12 protein-coding genes are annotated in these 15188 nt (G+C 68.4%); 7 read left to right on the top strand and 5 right to left on the bottom strand.

The window, feature by feature from the left end; all coding sequences use genetic code 11:
- Window positions 1–24: 24 nt before the first annotated feature.
- Window positions 25–2193: a class 1b ribonucleoside-diphosphate reductase subunit alpha gene (nrdE, locus tag M1M07_RS04020; RefSeq protein ID WP_197255369.1), complete on the top strand. Its 2169-nt coding sequence runs from the start codon at window positions 25–27 to the stop codon at window positions 2191–2193.
- Window positions 2194–2236: 43 nt separating this feature from the next.
- Window positions 2237–3247, top strand: coding sequence for a class 1b ribonucleoside-diphosphate reductase subunit beta (gene nrdF / locus M1M07_RS04015; RefSeq protein WP_197255371.1), 1011 nt, complete (start codon window positions 2237–2239; stop codon window positions 3245–3247).
- A gap of 92 nt (window positions 3248–3339) precedes the next feature.
- Here the strand turns inward: nrdF and M1M07_RS04010 are convergent, their stop codons facing one another.
- The 4 genes from M1M07_RS04010 to M1M07_RS03995 are packed head-to-tail and all read right to left on the bottom strand — an operon-like array spanning window position 3340 to window position 7005.
- On the bottom strand, window positions 3340–3816 hold the full coding sequence (locus M1M07_RS04010) for an NUDIX domain-containing protein (protein ID WP_197255373.1): 477 nt from the start codon (window positions 3814–3816) through the stop codon (window positions 3340–3342).
- An 8-nt stretch (window positions 3817–3824) separates the two neighbouring features.
- Window positions 3825–4919 (bottom strand): HtaA domain-containing protein, encoded by a 1095-nt coding sequence (locus M1M07_RS04005; RefSeq protein WP_197255375.1) that lies wholly within the window; start codon window positions 4917–4919, stop codon window positions 3825–3827.
- Entirely contained in the window at window positions 4903–5958 is a 1056-nt protein-coding gene (locus M1M07_RS04000; RefSeq protein ID WP_248673379.1) for an ABC transporter substrate-binding protein, read from the bottom strand. Before M1M07_RS04000 ends, M1M07_RS04005 begins: the two co-directional genes overlap by 17 nt.
- A gap of 42 nt (window positions 5959–6000) precedes the next feature.
- A complete protein-coding gene (locus M1M07_RS03995) occupies window positions 6001–7005 on the bottom strand; it encodes an ABC transporter substrate-binding protein (RefSeq protein WP_248673352.1) in 1005 nt (334 codons plus the stop codon).
- Window positions 7006–7326: 321 nt separating this feature from the next.
- Here M1M07_RS03995 and ctaD point away from each other — a divergent pair, with 321 nt between their 5' ends.
- The 3 genes from ctaD (at window position 7327) to M1M07_RS03980 (ending at window position 11219) form a co-directional block, all read left to right on the top strand.
- Window positions 7327–9072, top strand: a complete 1746-nt coding sequence (ctaD, locus tag M1M07_RS03990) for a cytochrome c oxidase subunit I (RefSeq protein WP_248673351.1) — start codon at window positions 7327–7329, stop codon at window positions 9070–9072.
- Window positions 9073–9180: 108 nt separating this feature from the next.
- On the top strand, window positions 9181–10458 hold the full coding sequence (serB, locus tag M1M07_RS03985; protein WP_248673350.1) for a phosphoserine phosphatase SerB: 1278 nt from the start codon (window positions 9181–9183) through the stop codon (window positions 10456–10458).
- Window positions 10455–11219, top strand: coding sequence for a peptidyl-tRNA hydrolase (locus tag M1M07_RS03980; RefSeq protein ID WP_248673378.1), 765 nt, complete (start codon window positions 10455–10457; stop codon window positions 11217–11219). The genes serB and M1M07_RS03980 overlap by 4 nt, the downstream gene beginning before the upstream one ends.
- A gap of 13 nt (window positions 11220–11232) precedes the next feature.
- Here M1M07_RS03980 and glgX read toward each other — a convergent pair whose 3' ends face one another.
- Window positions 11233–13386 carry a glycogen debranching protein GlgX gene (gene glgX, locus M1M07_RS03975; RefSeq protein WP_248673349.1) on the bottom strand — a complete coding sequence of 718 codons (2154 nt, stop codon included), beginning with the start codon at window positions 13384–13386 and terminating at the stop codon, window positions 11233–11235.
- A 42-nt stretch (window positions 13387–13428) separates the two neighbouring features.
- Between glgX and M1M07_RS03970 the strand changes: the two genes are divergently transcribed.
- On the top strand, window positions 13429–14265 hold the full coding sequence (locus M1M07_RS03970) for an ABC transporter ATP-binding protein (protein WP_197251325.1): 837 nt from the start codon (window positions 13429–13431) through the stop codon (window positions 14263–14265).
- 73 nt (window positions 14266–14338) lie between these two features.
- A complete protein-coding gene (locus M1M07_RS03965; protein WP_197251324.1) occupies window positions 14339–15178 on the top strand; it encodes an NUDIX domain-containing protein in 840 nt (279 codons plus the stop codon).
- Window positions 15179–15188 lie beyond the last annotated feature (10 nt).

The raw sequence follows: 15188 nt of genomic DNA, 5'->3' as shown, positions 1-15188 counted from the left end.
ATACTCACAGTGGGAGCAAACACCGTGACCATCACCGATCCCGCGCCGACCGCGACGAGCGCCAAGTCGGACGCTTCGCTCGAAGGCCTCGACTACCACGCGCTCAACGCGATGCTGAATCTCTACGGTCCCAACGGCGAGATCCAGTTCGACAAGGACGTGGCCGCGGCCCGGCAGTACTTCCTGCAGCACGTCAACCAGAACACCGTGTTCTTCCACGACCTCGACGAGAAGCTCGACTACCTCGTCGAGGAGAACTACTACGAGCCCGAGGTTCTCGGGAAGTACTCGCGCCCGTTCGTGAAGAAGCTGTTCCAGCACGCGTATTCGAAGAAGTTCCGGTTCCCGACGTTCCTGGGTGCGTTCAAGTACTACACGTCGTACACGCTCAAGACGTTCGACGGCAAGCGGTACCTCGAACGCTTCGAGGACCGTGTGTGCATGGTCGCGCTGACCCTCGCCGACGGTGACGAGATCCTCGCGATGCACCTGGTCGACGAGATCATCTCCGGCCGCTTCCAGCCGGCGACCCCCACGTTCCTCAACTCCGGCAAGAAGCAGCGCGGCGAGCCGGTCTCGTGCTTCCTGCTGCGCATCGAGGACAACATGGAGTCGATCGGCCGCGCGATCAACTCCGCTCTGCAGCTGTCCAAGCGCGGTGGCGGTGTCGCGTTGCTGCTCAGCAACATTCGTGAGCACGGCGCCCCGATCAAGAAGATCGAGAACCAGTCGTCGGGTGTCATCCCGATCATGAAGCTGCTCGAGGACTCCTTCTCGTACGCCAACCAGCTCGGTGCCCGTCAGGGTGCCGGTGCCGTCTACCTGCACGCGCACCACCCGGACATCTACCGGTTCCTCGACACCAAGCGTGAGAACGCCGACGAGAAGATCCGCATCAAGACGCTGTCGCTGGGCGTCGTGATCCCGGACATCACGTTCGAGCTCGCGAAGCGGAACGAGGACATGTACCTGTTCTCGCCGTACGACGTCGAGCGCGTCTACGGAAAGCCGTTCGCGGACATCGACGTCACCGAGAAGTACTACGAGATGGTCGACGACAAGCGCATCCGTAAGTCGAAGATCAAGGCGCGCGAGTTCTTCCAGACGGTCGCCGAGCTGCAGTTCGAGTCCGGCTACCCGTACATCATGTTCGAGGACACCGTGAACCGCGCGAACCCGATCGCCGGCAAGGTCACCCACTCGAACCTGTGCTCGGAGATCCTACAGGTCTCGACCCCGTCGACGTACAACGACGATCTGTCCTACAGCCATGTGGGCAAGGACATCTCGTGCAACCTGGGGTCGCTGAACATCGCGAAGACGATGGACTCGCCGGACTTCGCGCAGACCATCGAGGTCGCGATCCGCGCGTTGACCGCGGTCGCCGATCAGACGTCCATCGACTCCGTTCCCTCGATCAAGAAGGCGAACGACGAGGGACACGCCATCGGCCTGGGCCAGATGAACCTCCACGGCTACCTGGCGCGGGAGCGGATCTTCTACGGATCCGAGGAGGGCGTCGACTTCACGAACATCTACTTCTACACGGTGCTGTTCCACGCGTTGCGCGCGTCGAACAAGCTCGCGATCGAACGCGGTACGTACTTCGCGGGATTCCCCGAGTCCAAGTACGCCTCGGGCGAGTTCTTCGACAAGTACACCGACCAGGTGTGGGAGCCGGCGACCGAGAAGGTGCGTCAGCTCTTCGCCGATTCGAACATCGACATCCCCACGCAGGACGACTGGCGTGAGCTGAAGGCGTCGGTGCAGAAGCACGGCATCTACAACCAGAACCTGCAGGCCGTGCCGCCGACCGGGTCGATCTCCTACATCAACAACTCCACCAGCTCCATCCACCCGGTGGCGTCGAAGATCGAGATCCGCAAGGAAGGCAAGATCGGTCGCGTCTACTACCCGGCGCCGTACCTGACGAACGACAACCTGGAGTACTTCCAGGACGCGTACGAGATCGGATACGAGAAGATCATCGACACCTACGCCGCGGCGACGCAGCACGTCGATCAGGGCCTGTCGCTGACGCTGTTCTTCAAGGACACCGTCACCACCCGCGACGTGAACAAGGCGCAGATCTACGCGTGGCGCAAGGGAATCAAGACGCTCTACTACATCCGTCTGCGGCAGATGGCGCTCGAGGGCACCGAGGTGGAGAACTGCGTCTCCTGCATGCTCTGACGAAATCTGCCGACACTCTTCGACATCCAGTAGGGAAAGACCGATGACCACTTCCGCACCCCGCGCACACTCGCCGGCCGACGGCGCCCACGTGAAACTGATCGACCGCGTGTCCGCGATCAACTGGAACCGCGTCCCCGACGAGAAGGACTCCGAGGTCTGGGATCGCCTCACCGGCAACTTCTGGCTGCCGGAGAAGGTGCCGGTGTCCAACGACATCCCGTCCTGGGGCACGCTCACCGCGTACGAGCAGCAGCTCACGATGCGCGTGTTCACGGGTCTGACGCTGCTCGACACCATCCAGGGCACGGTCGGTGCGGTGTCGCTGATCCCGGATGCGGTCACCCCGCACGAGGAGGCGGTGCTCACCAACATCGCGTTCATGGAGTCCGTGCACGCGAAGTCGTACTCGAACATCTTCTCCACGCTGTGCTCGACCCGCGAGATCGACGATGCGTTCCGCTGGTCGGAGGAGAACGAGAACCTGCAGCGCAAGGCGCAGATCGTCCTCGACTACTACCAGGGCGACAGCCCGCTCAAGCGCAAGGCGGCCTCCACGCTGCTCGAGTCGTTCCTGTTCTACTCGGGCTTCTACCTGCCGATGTACTGGTCCTCGCGAGCCAAGCTCACCAACACCGCCGACATGATCCGCCTGATCATCCGCGACGAGGCGGTGCACGGCTACTACATCGGCTACAAGTACCAGAAGGGCCTCGAGCAGATCACCCAGGCCGAGCGCGACGACCTCAAGGACTGGGTCTTCGAGCTGCTGTTCGAGCTGTACGACAACGAAACCCAGTACACCGCAGACCTGTACGACGAGGCGGGTCTGACCGAGGACGTCAAGAAGTTCCTGCGGTACAACGCCAACAAGGCGCTGATGAACCTGGGTTACGAGGCGCTGTTCCCGAAGGACGAGACGGACGTCAACCCGGCGATCCTGTCGGCACTGTCCCCGAACGCCGACGAGAACCACGACTTCTTCTCGGGCTCCGGCAGCTCGTACGTCATCGGCAAGGCGGTCGTCACCGAGGACGAGGACTGGGACTTCTGACCCGACTGTCCACGTAACCCCCGCGCTCGTGCGCGTTTCCGGTAGCACCCGCTACCGGAAACACGCACGAGCGCAGGCGTTTCCGGGGCGTTTCAGGGGCGGCGGAACCACGCCTCGGGCACGTCGCGCAGCGCCTTGTCGATGCGCAGCGCCGAGGTGTCCGTCAGATCGGCGGGCAGCGCGTCCGTCGCGAACCACGCGACCTCGAGGTTCTCGTCGTCGGCCACGCGCGCCGAGCCGCCGGTCGCGCGCAGCAGGAAGCACACGTCCAGGTACTGCGCGACGTCGCCGTTCGGGTAGGTGATCGGCGCGGTCACGTCCACACTCGTCAGGCGCACGACGTCGGCGACCACCCCGGTTTCCTCCGCGACCTCGCGGACCGCCGCGACCGCAGGTTCCTCACCGGGCTCGAGGATGCCTGACACGATCGCCCAGCGACCGTTGTCGGCGCGACGGGTCAGCAGGAGCCGGCCGTGGTCGTCGCGCACGACGGCGCTCACGCCGGACAGCCACAAGGGGGCGGTACCGACGTGAGCGCGCAGCGCGGCGACGAACTCGGGGACGGGCACGACGGCCGTCAGTAGCGGAAGGTCACGGGTGCGGCCTGCCCACCGGAGTACGGCAGCAGCACCGACGGCTGCAGCGGCACCGAGAAGCGGGCGGGAACGCCGTCCCACTCGGTGCGGCTCGCGTCGGCGGCAGCATCGAGACGTGCGACGGTGATCCGGCTCATCGAGTCGGTCCCGACCTGATCGCCGGTCGACGATTCGGCGGTGAGGCAGGTGCCGTCCTCGGTGAACTCGATCCACGGATCGGCCAGCGCGATCTCGAGGAGATGGAAGCGCGTGAACGAGACGACGGTGCCGCGGTACTCGATCCGGCCGAGCCCGGTCTCCGGGTCGATCTGCGCCTCGGCCAGTTCGAATGCGAGCGTGCCGTCCGGGTTGACGGTCGCGCCGTTCTTCCCGACGACCGAACCCTGCGTGGTGTCGGTGACCAGGTCCGTGTAGCCGGGCGCGAATCCCCACACCAGGTCCTGCGACGCGGGGACGGGAGCGTTCGGGCCGGGCGAGGGATCGAAGTTCACCGGCACGGACAGTTCCTGCTCGGCGTTGACCGCGTCGGCGGCGCCGTAGGTGTAGATGCCGTACACCGCGTCGGCGGGCACGGTGGCGGGAGCGTCGATCGTGAGGGTCGCGGTGAACGAGCCGTCGTCGGACAGCGGAACCCACTGCTGCCGGACGGTGCGGCGCATGTCGAACGGCACGTTGGGCACCTGGTTCAGTGCGCGTTCGGACAGCACCCACGCGTTGGTGGATCGTACGGTCGCGCGGTTCGCGGTGGGGGCACCCTCGGAAGGACGCCAGTGCTCGGAGAAGCCGCCGAACGAGACGAAGGTGCCGTGCGGCACTCCCGGCGGTACCGGCACCGGCAGGCCACCGGTGCGGTTCGCCTCCGGGTCGAAACCGGTTCCGCGCACGACGACGATGTCGCCCTCGTGCACCGGCAGGTCGCCGAGCGGGGTGACGCCGTCGGCGGCGAACACCTCGATGGCCGGGGTCTCCGGTTGCGCCGACGCCGGCGCGGCCGCCGGAAGCACGGTTGCGAGCAAGCCTGCGAGTACAGCGCCGACCCGCACGGCGGGTCGGCCGAATTCAGTTCGAATAGCCATTGAGCGCTACCTTCAGGTCGGTGAGGACCGCCCGGGCCGCGACCGGGCCGGGCGTGGACCACACGTCGTCGGTCACCGCGAACAACCGGTGGTCGCTCACGGCGCCGAGATCGAGCCAGCGGTCCGTTTCCATGTATTCGGTGCCCTCCGCGAGACCGGTGTCGCCGTCGAAGCGGACGAAGAGCACGTCCGCGTCCGCCGCCGCCGGATCGTCGGTGTCGACGGGTTCGAACGACCGGCCGTCGACGACGCCGAAGCGCTGGGCGGGGGGCCGGGCGGCGCCGGCGTCGGCCATCACCTGGCCGGCGAACGACGCGGTGCCTTCCACGACGGGCCCGTCGGCGGTGAACCGGACGATCGACGCCTGCGTCTGGGACGAGGCGAGTTCGCGGCCGACTTCGGCGGCGGCGAGGAGGTAGTCGTCGAGCACCTGCTGCGCGGCTTCCCGGCGGCCGAGGGCGTCGCCGACGCGCAGGAACTGCTCCCGCCAGAACACGGGGTCGGATCCCACGGTCACGGTCGGCGCGATCGCGTCGAGCCGGCCGTACAGATCGGAATCGACCGACGAGCCCAGGATCAGATCCGGCTGCGCCTGCGCGACCAGGTCGAGATCGGGCAGGTCGCCGGAACCGACCGACGGCAACTCGGCGATGCCGGTGCCGAGGTAGTCGAAGTAGCCGGGGTCGATCGGGGTGAACGCCACACCGACCACCCGCTCCCACAAACCGAGCGCGCACACCGCGTCCATCGTCGCGAGGTCGAGAACGACGATGCGCTGCGGGTCCGCGGGAACCTCTGCGGTGCCCGCGGTGTGCACGACGGTCCGGGTGCCGGTGGCCGGCTGCCCCGCGTCGAGGGGAGAGGGGAGCGGGCACGCGGTCGTGGTGTCGCGATCGACACCGACGACCGCGGCCCCGGCGATGCGGGTGGTCGTGCGCACGATGCTGTCCGCCGGATCGTCCGTGGTTTCCCCGCACCCCGCGAGGGCGAGCGTCGCCACGGTGACGGCGGCGAGGACGGCAGTTCGGGACCGGTGCACAACGGGCAATTCGACCACTTCCTGTTTCGGGGACGGTCCAGGTTATCCCTTGTGCGGATCGACCCCGAACGCCTCCGCGAGGTCGTCGAGGATCAGGTGGGCCCCCTGGATGCTGACGGGAGTCATCCACAGGCTGTCGTCGACGTCGATCTTGCGGCCCCGGAGGTTCCCCCACAGCGGGTTGGTCAGGAACGGCTGAGCGGCGCCCTCCGACTTCCCGTCGCCGTCGCGGTACATCGAGACGAAGATGACGTCGGCGTCCGCCTGGGCGATCAGCTCGGGGCTGATGGCGTTCATGATGCTGCTCGGGTCGGCCGGATCCGGACCCTGGCTCTCGGGCCGGGCCAGACCCGCGTCCTCGAGGACGATGCCGCTGAACGAGGTGGTGCGGTACAGGCGCGCGGTCGGCTCACCGGCGAAGCGCACGACCGAGACGGTCGGGTTGTTCGCCGAGGCGTTGATCTCGTCGCCGATCGCCTTCGCTCGTGCCTCGTACTCGCCGATCTTCTGCTCGGCGAGGTCCTCCTTGCCGAGCGCCCGGGCGGCGAGCCGGATGTTGTCCTTCCAGGTCGGTCCGGTGGACTGGGAGAAGACGGTGGGAGCGATCGCCGACAGCTCCTCGTACTGCTCACCGTTGCGCACCTCGGCGGACAGGATCAGGTCGGGCTCGAGGGCGGCGATCTTCTCCAGGCTCACGTCGGCGACCTTGCCGACCGAGACGGCGTTCGCGGCGTACTTCTCCGGGGCGTCGCCGAGGTAGTCGGGCAGTCCTTCGGTGCGGTAGTCGACGTAGCCGACGAGTTCGCTCTCGAGCAGCAGCGTCGCGTCGGCGTAGCTGGTGTCGAGCGCGACGACCCGCAGGGGAGCCTCGTCGAGCGTGGTCGAGCCGCGGAAGTGTTCGACCGTGCGCGGGAAGCCCTCGGTCGACGAGACGGACGTTTCCGGCTCGGTGTTGTCGGCGGAGCAGCCGGCGAGGGCGACTGCGGCGGTGAGTGCCGATGCGAGCGCGACGGTCGCGCGGCGGCGGAATCGAGGGAGCACGTCCATACCTCGGACTTTCGGAGCGGGGCAACAACGACGCAACACTAGCCTGATAAGGTTTCGCTACCCTAAATCCCTGTCCGATGTGACGTACATCATCCGCGCGCGGGGGCGGCGCGCGACACGCCGGGGAAGGGGCTCACGAGGGTTCTGCTCACGAACAACACCCTGGTCGTGACAGCACCTCGAGGTACGCTGTCGCACCGAGTACGACACTGAGTAGGACCCGGTGGGCGACCGCTGTGTGCACGGTCTACGATTCGACTCAGCGCAAGCCAGAGACCGCTCGCCTCCAGCCCGAGGTCGAGCGCGCATTCAGGAGGATTAGTGACTGCCGTAGCGCCCCAGCCAGTCCCGATAGCTGCAGCAAGGCCGTACCCGCCGCGGCAGGGACCCAAGGGTTCGTTCATCTACAAGATGATCACGACTACAGATCCCAAGCTGCTCGGGATCATGTACCTCATCACCTCGTTCTCGTTCTTCCTCATCGGTGGCCTCATGGCCCTCCTGATGCGCAGCGAGCTCGCGGTCCCCGGCCTGCAGTTCCTTTCGAACGAGCAGTTCAACCAGCTGTTCACCATGCACGGCACGATCATGCTGCTCATGTACGCGACGCCGGTCGTGTTCGCGTTCGCGAACTACATCGTCCCGCTGCAGATCGGCGCCCCCGACGTCGCGTTCCCGCGTCTGAACTCCTTCAGCTACTGGCTGTACCTGTTCGGCGCGACCATCGTGCTCGCCGGCTTCATCACCCCCGGTGGTGCCGCGGACTTCGGCTGGACCGCCTACACCCCGCTGACGAGCGAGCTGCACTCGCCGGGCGTCGGCGCCGACTTCTGGGTCCTGGGCCTCGGCGTCATGGGTCTGGGCACGATCCTCGGTGCGGTCAACTTCACGACCACCGTCGTCTGCCTGCGCGCCCCCGGCATGACCATGTTCCGGATGCCGATCTTCACCTGGAACATCCTCATCACCAGCCTGCTGATCCTGCTGGTCTTCCCGCTGCTCACCGCCGCGTTCTTCGGTCTGTTCGTCGACCGTCACCTCGGTGGCCACATCTTCGACCCGGCCACCGGTGGCGTCCTGCTGTGGCAGCACCTGTTCTGGTTCTTCGGCCACCCCGAGGTGTACGTCATCGCGCTGCCGTTCTTCGGCATCGTCTCGGAGATCTTCCCGGTCTTCTCCCGTAAGCCGATCTTCGGTTACACCGGCCTGGTCTACGCGACCCTGGCGATCGCGGCCCTGTCCATCGCGGTGTGGGCACACCACATGTACGCCACCGGCGCCGTGCTGCTGCCGTACTTCTCGTTCATGACGTTCCTCATCGCCGTCCCGACCGGCGTGAAGTTCTTCAACTGGATCCTGACGATGTGGAAGGGTCAGCTGACCTTCGAATCGCCGATGCTGTTCTCGGTCGGCTTCATCATCACGTTCCTCTTCGGTGGTCTGACCGGCGTCATCCTCGCGAGCCCGCCGCTGGACTTCCACCTGCACGACTCGTACTTCGTGGTCGCGCACTTCCACTACGTGCTCTTCGGCACCATCGTGTTCGCCACCTACGCGGGCATCTACTTCTGGTTCCCGAAGATGACCGGCCGCATGCTCGACGAGCGTCTCGCCCGCTGGCACTTCTGGCTCACGTTCATCGGCTTCCACACCACGTTCCTGGTGCAGCACTGGCTGGGCAACGAGGGCATGCCGCGTCGCTACGCCGACTACCTGCCCACCGACGGCTTCACCACGCTGAACACCATCTCGACGATCGGCTCGTTCATCCTCGGTGCCTCGACGCTGCCGTTCCTGTGGAACGTCTTCAAGAGCTACCGGTACGGCCAGGTCGTCACGGTCGACGACCCGTGGGGCTACGGCAACTCGCTCGAGTGGGCCACCTCCTGCCCGCCGCCGCGCCACAACTTCACCGAGCTGCCGCGCATCCGGTCGGAGCGTCCGGCGTTCGAGCTGCACTACCCGCACATGGTCGAGCGGATGCGGGCCGAGGCCCACGTCGGCCCGGGCAGCCACAAGCACAACGTGGCCGTGCACGAGGGTGCAGACAGGGAAGCCCTGAAGTAAGTCGGTAACCCGATGTGACGCAAGGCCCCGCCCGATGCTCGGGCGGGGCCTTGCGCGTGACCGGGCGCACCACCCCCAACCTCTGAGGCAGCCGTTCCGATTGGCAGAATGGAAGGGCCCGTGCCGCGAGAGAAACGAAGGATCGGAGACGTAGTGGCGTCTGACACCACCGTGCTGGTGACCGTGACAGGACCGGACCATCCCGGTGTGACCGGTGTGCTCTTCGCGGCGCTCTCCCGCCACGACGTGGATCTGCTCGACGTCGAGCAGGTCGTCATCCGCGGCCGGCTGACACTCGGTGTCCTGGTCGCGTGCCCGAACGACCCGGAGGCCCTCCAGGACGAGATCGAGGCGGCGATGGCCACGGTCGGGATGCACGCGGACGTGCAGATCGGCGTCGAACGCGGCCTCGAGCACTCGGTCTCGACGCACGCCGTCGTCGTGCTCGGCAGCCCCGTCAGCGCCCGCGCGATGCGCTCGGTCGGCCGGGAACTGGCCCGCCAGGGCGCCAACATCGACTCCATCCGCGGCATCGCGGACTACCCCCTCACCGGCCTCGAACTCATGGTGACCGCGGCCGACACCGGCGCCGACGCCGACGCGCAGCTCCGGGCCGGCCTCGCCGAGGTCGCCGCCGGCCTCGAGATCGACATCGCCGTCGAGCGCGGCGGCCTGGCCCGGCGTTCCAAGCGCCTGATCGTGTTCGACGTCGACTCGACCCTCGTGCAGGGCGAGGTCATCGAGATGCTCGCCGCTCACGCCGGTGTCGAGGACAAGGTCCGCGCCGTCACCGAAGCCGCGATGCGCGGCGAGATCGACTTCACCGAATCGCTGAACCAGCGCGTCGCCACCCTGGCGGGCCTGCCCGCGACCGTGATCGACGAGGTCGCCGAGAGCCTGGAGCTGACCCCCGGCGCCCGCACCACCATCCGCACGCTGCGCCGCCTCGGCTTCCGCTGCGGCGTCGTCTCCGGCGGCTTCCGTCAGGTCATCGAAGGTCTCGCGCACGAACTCGAACTCGACTTCGTGCGCGCCAACACCCTCGAGATCGTCGACGGCAAGCTCACCGGCCGGGTCGTCGGCGACGTCGTCGACCGCGCCGCCAAGGCCCGCGCCCTGCGCGAGTTCGCCGACGAGGTCGGGGTGCCGATCGAGCAGACCGTTGCGGTCGGTGACGGCGCCAACGACATCGACATGCTCAGCGCCGCCGGTCTCGGCATCGCGTTCAACGCCAAGCCCGCGCTGCGTGAGGTCGCCGACACCGCGCTGTCGTACCCGTACCTGGATGCGGTGCTGTTCGTGCTCGGCGTCACCCGCGACGAGGTCGAGGCCGCGGACCGGGTGGACGGCACGCTGCGGCGCGTGCCCCTCGACAGCGGTGCCTGACAGCGGTGCCTGACACCGACGCCGGGTTCGGTGCCCGCCACCGGGTGCTCACCCGCGGATACGGGCATCGGCCCGACCCGGACGACCCGGCCGCGGTCCTCGCGATGCCGATCGTGCTGCACATCCCCAAGCAGAACCCGCCGCGGCGCAGCGCACTGCTCGAGGCCGCGGCGATGGCGACGATCGCCCTGTGCCTGGACCCGCGCGTCGGACCGGACGCGGACGGACAGCCCGGTCCGTGGCAGGACGCCTACCTCGCCTGGAGCGACGCCCGCATCCGGAAGGTCAGCCGCCGTGCCCGGGGCGCGCAGTGGCTCGCCGCGCAGGACGTCGACGGGATCACCGTCGACCACGACGGCGCCCAGGCCCGCGCGCTCGTGCCGGGTCCGGTCGGTGACCTGGACCCGCGCATCTCACGGCTGCAGATCGGTGGCACCGACCTGCCGCACGACGATCCCGGCGACCCGGATCCCGGCATTCCGGTGCTGTGGATCGACGCCGGCCTCGACATGACCGTGGGCAAGGCCGCGGCGCAGGTCGGGCACGCGGTGATGCTGCTCGCCGGGGTTCTCGACGAGGACGCGGTGCGGGCGTGGGCCGCGGACGGCTACCGCTGCGCCGTGCGCGACGCGGACCCCGAACGGTGGAAGGAACTGCGCGCCCGCGCCGAGGCGGGCCGGGGCCCGGTCGCCGCGGTCCGCGACGCCGGTTTCACGGAGGTCGCACCGGGTTCGATGACGGTGATCGCGGTCGCCGGCTGACGCCCCGCCGGGCTCAGCCGTCCTTCCGGAACATCAGCACGGTCGGTCCGGTCACCTCCCACTCGGAGCCGACGGGTCGAGGCGACGCGTCGGCGGGTGCACCGTCGGGTGCGCTCGAGTCGAACACGCACACCACCCGACCCTGATACCACTCGGGTCCGGCGAGCACGAGCGTCGCCGGGCCGGCAGCATGCAGCACGATCAGGCCGCTGCTGTCCGCGAGCGGCACCCCGGCCCGCGTGACCGTGCCCAGTTGCGACCCGTCCACCCACGCCTGCAGGGTGCGCCGGTCGTCGTCGTGCCAGCCGGCCTCGTCGAGTTCGAGGCCGTCACCGCCGAACCACACCAGGTCGGGATAGCCGACGGTGCGGGCGCGGCCGTCGAAGAAACGGCGCTGACGCAGCACCGGCACGACCTTGCGGAACTGCAGCAGCTGTCGCACGAATGCGATCCGGGTGGTGTCGGCCGACGACCAGTCCAGCGGCCACGCATCGGTCACCGGGGTGTCCGCCGGGACGCAATAGGCGTTGTTGTTGCCGCCCTGGCTGTGTCCGAATTCGTCGCCGGCGAGCAGCATCGGGGTGCCGGTGGACAGCAGCAGCGTGGCCAGCAATGCCCGCACGTGCCGGTCGCGGGCGGCGACGATCTCCGGGTCGTCCGTCGGCCCCTCCACACCGTGGTTGACCGACTCGTTGTGGTCGGCGCCGTCCCGTCCGTCCTCGCCGTTGGCCTCGTTGTGCTTGCGTTCGTAGGCGACCAGATCGGCCACGGGGAACCCGTCGTGCGCGGCGACGAAATTGATCGACATCCACGGCTGCCGCACGGTCCGGTCGTAGAGGTCCTCGGAACCGGCGAGACGCGAGGCGATCTCGCGGATCCCGGACCGTCCCGCCCAGAACCGGCGGACCGTGTCGCGGTACCGATCGTTCCATTCCGACCACTGCGCGCCGAACTCGCCGAGCCGGTAACCGTGGACGGTCGCGTCCCACGGTTCGGCGATCAGCTTCAGATCCGTCAGCACCGGATCGGTGGTGATCGCGGTGAGCAGCGCGGCCCGCGAGTCGAACGTGCCGCCGCGCGGACGGCCCAGCGCGCTGGCCAGATCGAACCGGAACCCGTCGACCCCCATCTCGGTGGCCCAGTAGCGCAGGCTGTCGCACACCATCCGCACCGCGATCGGCGAGGTGGCGTCGACGGTGTTGCCGCAGCCGGTCAGGTCGATGTCGAGCCCCTGCTCGTCCAACAGGTAGTAGCCGCGCGCGTCGAGTCCGCGCCAGGACAGGCTCGGCCCGGCCACCGACCATTCGCACGTGTGGTTGTAGACGACGTCGAGGATCACCTCGATCCCGGCGGCGTGCAGCGCCGCCACCATGGCCCGGAACTCGTCGATCTCCGCGCCGGGCACGCTCGCGTACCCGGGGTGCGGCGCGAAACAGGCGGCGGTCGAATAGCCCCAGTGGTTGCGCATCCCGCGTGCCCGTACCGGGGGTTCGGTGAGGAACGCGTGCACCGGCAGCAGTTCGACGGCGGTCACCCCGAGCCCGACGAGATGCTCGAGGACGGCCGGCGCGGTCAGCCCGAGATAGGTGCCGCGGTGTTCGGGCGGCACCCCGGGATGGCGTGCCGTGTAGGACCCGACGTGCAGTTCGTAGAGCACCGTCTGCTCCCACGCGGTGCCGGGGCGGTCGTGCCGGACCGTTCCGGCCGGTTCGGTGACCACCGACAACGGGACGTGGCCGAGGGAATCGACGGTCGAGGGTGCGCCGAAGGGATCGTCATCGTAGGCGAGCAGGCGTCGCGGATCACCGATGGCGCCGGTCAGGCGGCGGGCCCACGGGTCGAGCAGCAGCTTGTGCGGGTTGGTGCGCAGCCCGGTGCTCGGCTGCCACGGGCCGTGCGCCCGGTAGCCGTAGCGCTGCCCGGGACCGACCCCGGGCACCGTGCCGTGCCAGATTCCGAAGGTCCGGTCCGGCAGGTCGATCCGCTGTTCCCGCCCGTCGTCGTCGATCAGGCAGACCTGCACACGGTCGCTGTGCGGGGCGTGCACCGAGAAGTGGGTGCCCGCGTCGGGGTCGTCGGCTTCGAGGGCGGTCGCCCCGAGCGGGAACGGACCGCGGTCGGCGCGCGCCACCGGCGGCGCGGTGGGATCGGTGGGGGAGAGCGACACGAAACGATCCTGCCGGTGAATCGGCTGCCGGGGTAGTCCAAGATGGACGGCGTGGCACAACCTGATCCCGATCTGCTCATCGAATTCGACGACGTGTTGGTGCGGCGGGGCGGCAACGTCCTGGTCGGACCCGTGACCTGGAAGGTGGAGCTGGACGAACGCTGGGTGGTGCTGGGGCCGAACGGCGCCGGCAAGACCTCGTTGCTGCGGGTCGCGGCCGCGGAGACGTTCCCGACCTCCGGCACGGCGAGCGTGCTGGCCGAGCGGTTCGGGCGCACCGACCTGTCCGAACTGCGACCGCGCATCGGCATGTCGTCGTCGGCGCTGGCCAACCGCGTTCCGGCCGACGAGAAGGTCTCCGATCTGGTGGTTTCCGCCGGGTACGGCGTGCTCGGCCGGTGGCGGGAGAAGTACGACGCGATGGACACCGAGCGGGCTACGGAGATGCTCGAGAGCCTCGGCGCCGAACACCTCGCCGACCGCATGTACGGCACCCTGTCGGAGGGGGAACGCAAGCGGGTCCTCATCGCCCGGGCGTTGATGACCGATCCGGAACTGCTGCTGCTCGACGAACCCGCGGCGGGTCTGGACCTCGGTGGCCGTGAGGAACTCGTCGCGCGTCTGGCGACGCTCGCCGCGGACCCGGATGCCCCCGCGACGGTGCTGATCACCCATCACGTCGAGGAGATCCCGCCGGGCTTCACCCACGCGATGCTCCTCAAGGAGGGGCAGGTGGTCGCGCAGGGGCTGATCGACGACGTGATCACCTCCGAGAACCTGAGCACCGCGTTCAGCCAGTCGATCACGCTCGATCGGGTGGACGGGCGCTTCTTCGCGCGCCGCACCCGGGAGCCGGGCCGGCACCGCGTGCACGTCTGATTCCGGATCGGGACCGGCGTCTCGATGCCGGTCCCGATGCGACGCGGATCACCCCGTCACGTAGTTTGTACGCATGTCTACCGAACGCTCTGCAGCCCCCTTCGATCCGGCCGCGGTGCCGATCAAGGACGCCTCCACCGTCCTTCTGCTCCGCGATTCCGACCGTGGTATCGAGGTATTCCTGCAGCGCCGCGTCGTCGGCATGGACTTCGCCGGCGGCATGACGGTGTTCCCGGGCGGTGGCGTCGACCCCTCCGACAGCGCCGCGTCCGTGCGCTGGGCCGGCCCGTCCATCGCCTGGTGGGCCGAGCGGTTCACGACCACCGAGGGACGCGCGCAGGCACTCGTGCTGGCCGCGGTCCGCGAGACGTTCGAGGAGTGCGGCCTGCTGCTGGCCGGACCCAGCGAGGACACCGTCGTCGCCGACACCGCGCAGTACGCGCAGGCCCGTCGTCTCCTCGAGGCGCGGGAACTGTCGTTCGGCGACTTCCTCGCCGCCGAAGGACTCGTGGTTCGCACCGATCTGCTGCGCCCCCGCGCGAACTGGATCACCCCGCTCGGTGAACGCCGCCGTTACGACACCCACTTCTTCGTCGCGGCCGTCCCCGAAGGGCAGCGCGCCGACGGCGACACCAGCGAAGCCGAGCACGTGCAGTGGCGCACGGCGGCCGAAGCACTCGACGACTGGCAGGCGGGTGCGTCGATCCTGCTGCCGCCGACCTGGGCCCAGCTCACCTCGCTCGCCGCATACGCCACCGTCGCGGACGTGCTCGCGGACGAGGTCGTGATCGAACCGATCCTGCCGATCCTGTCGCGCAACGACGAGGGACAGATCCGCGTCTCGTTCGGCGGCGACGAGGGCTACTACACCCGCGGGGGGCCGCACCCCTGGGCGAAGCGCACCGACATCTGATCTAGCCTGA

Origin of the sequence: Rhodococcus sp. HM1 (assembly GCF_023218075.1) — a bacterium.
Classification (GTDB): Bacteria; Actinomycetota; Actinomycetes; order Mycobacteriales; family Mycobacteriaceae; genus Rhodococcus.
Note: the sequence above shows the minus strand (reverse complement) of the source record. Positions and strands in the feature narration are given on the sequence as shown.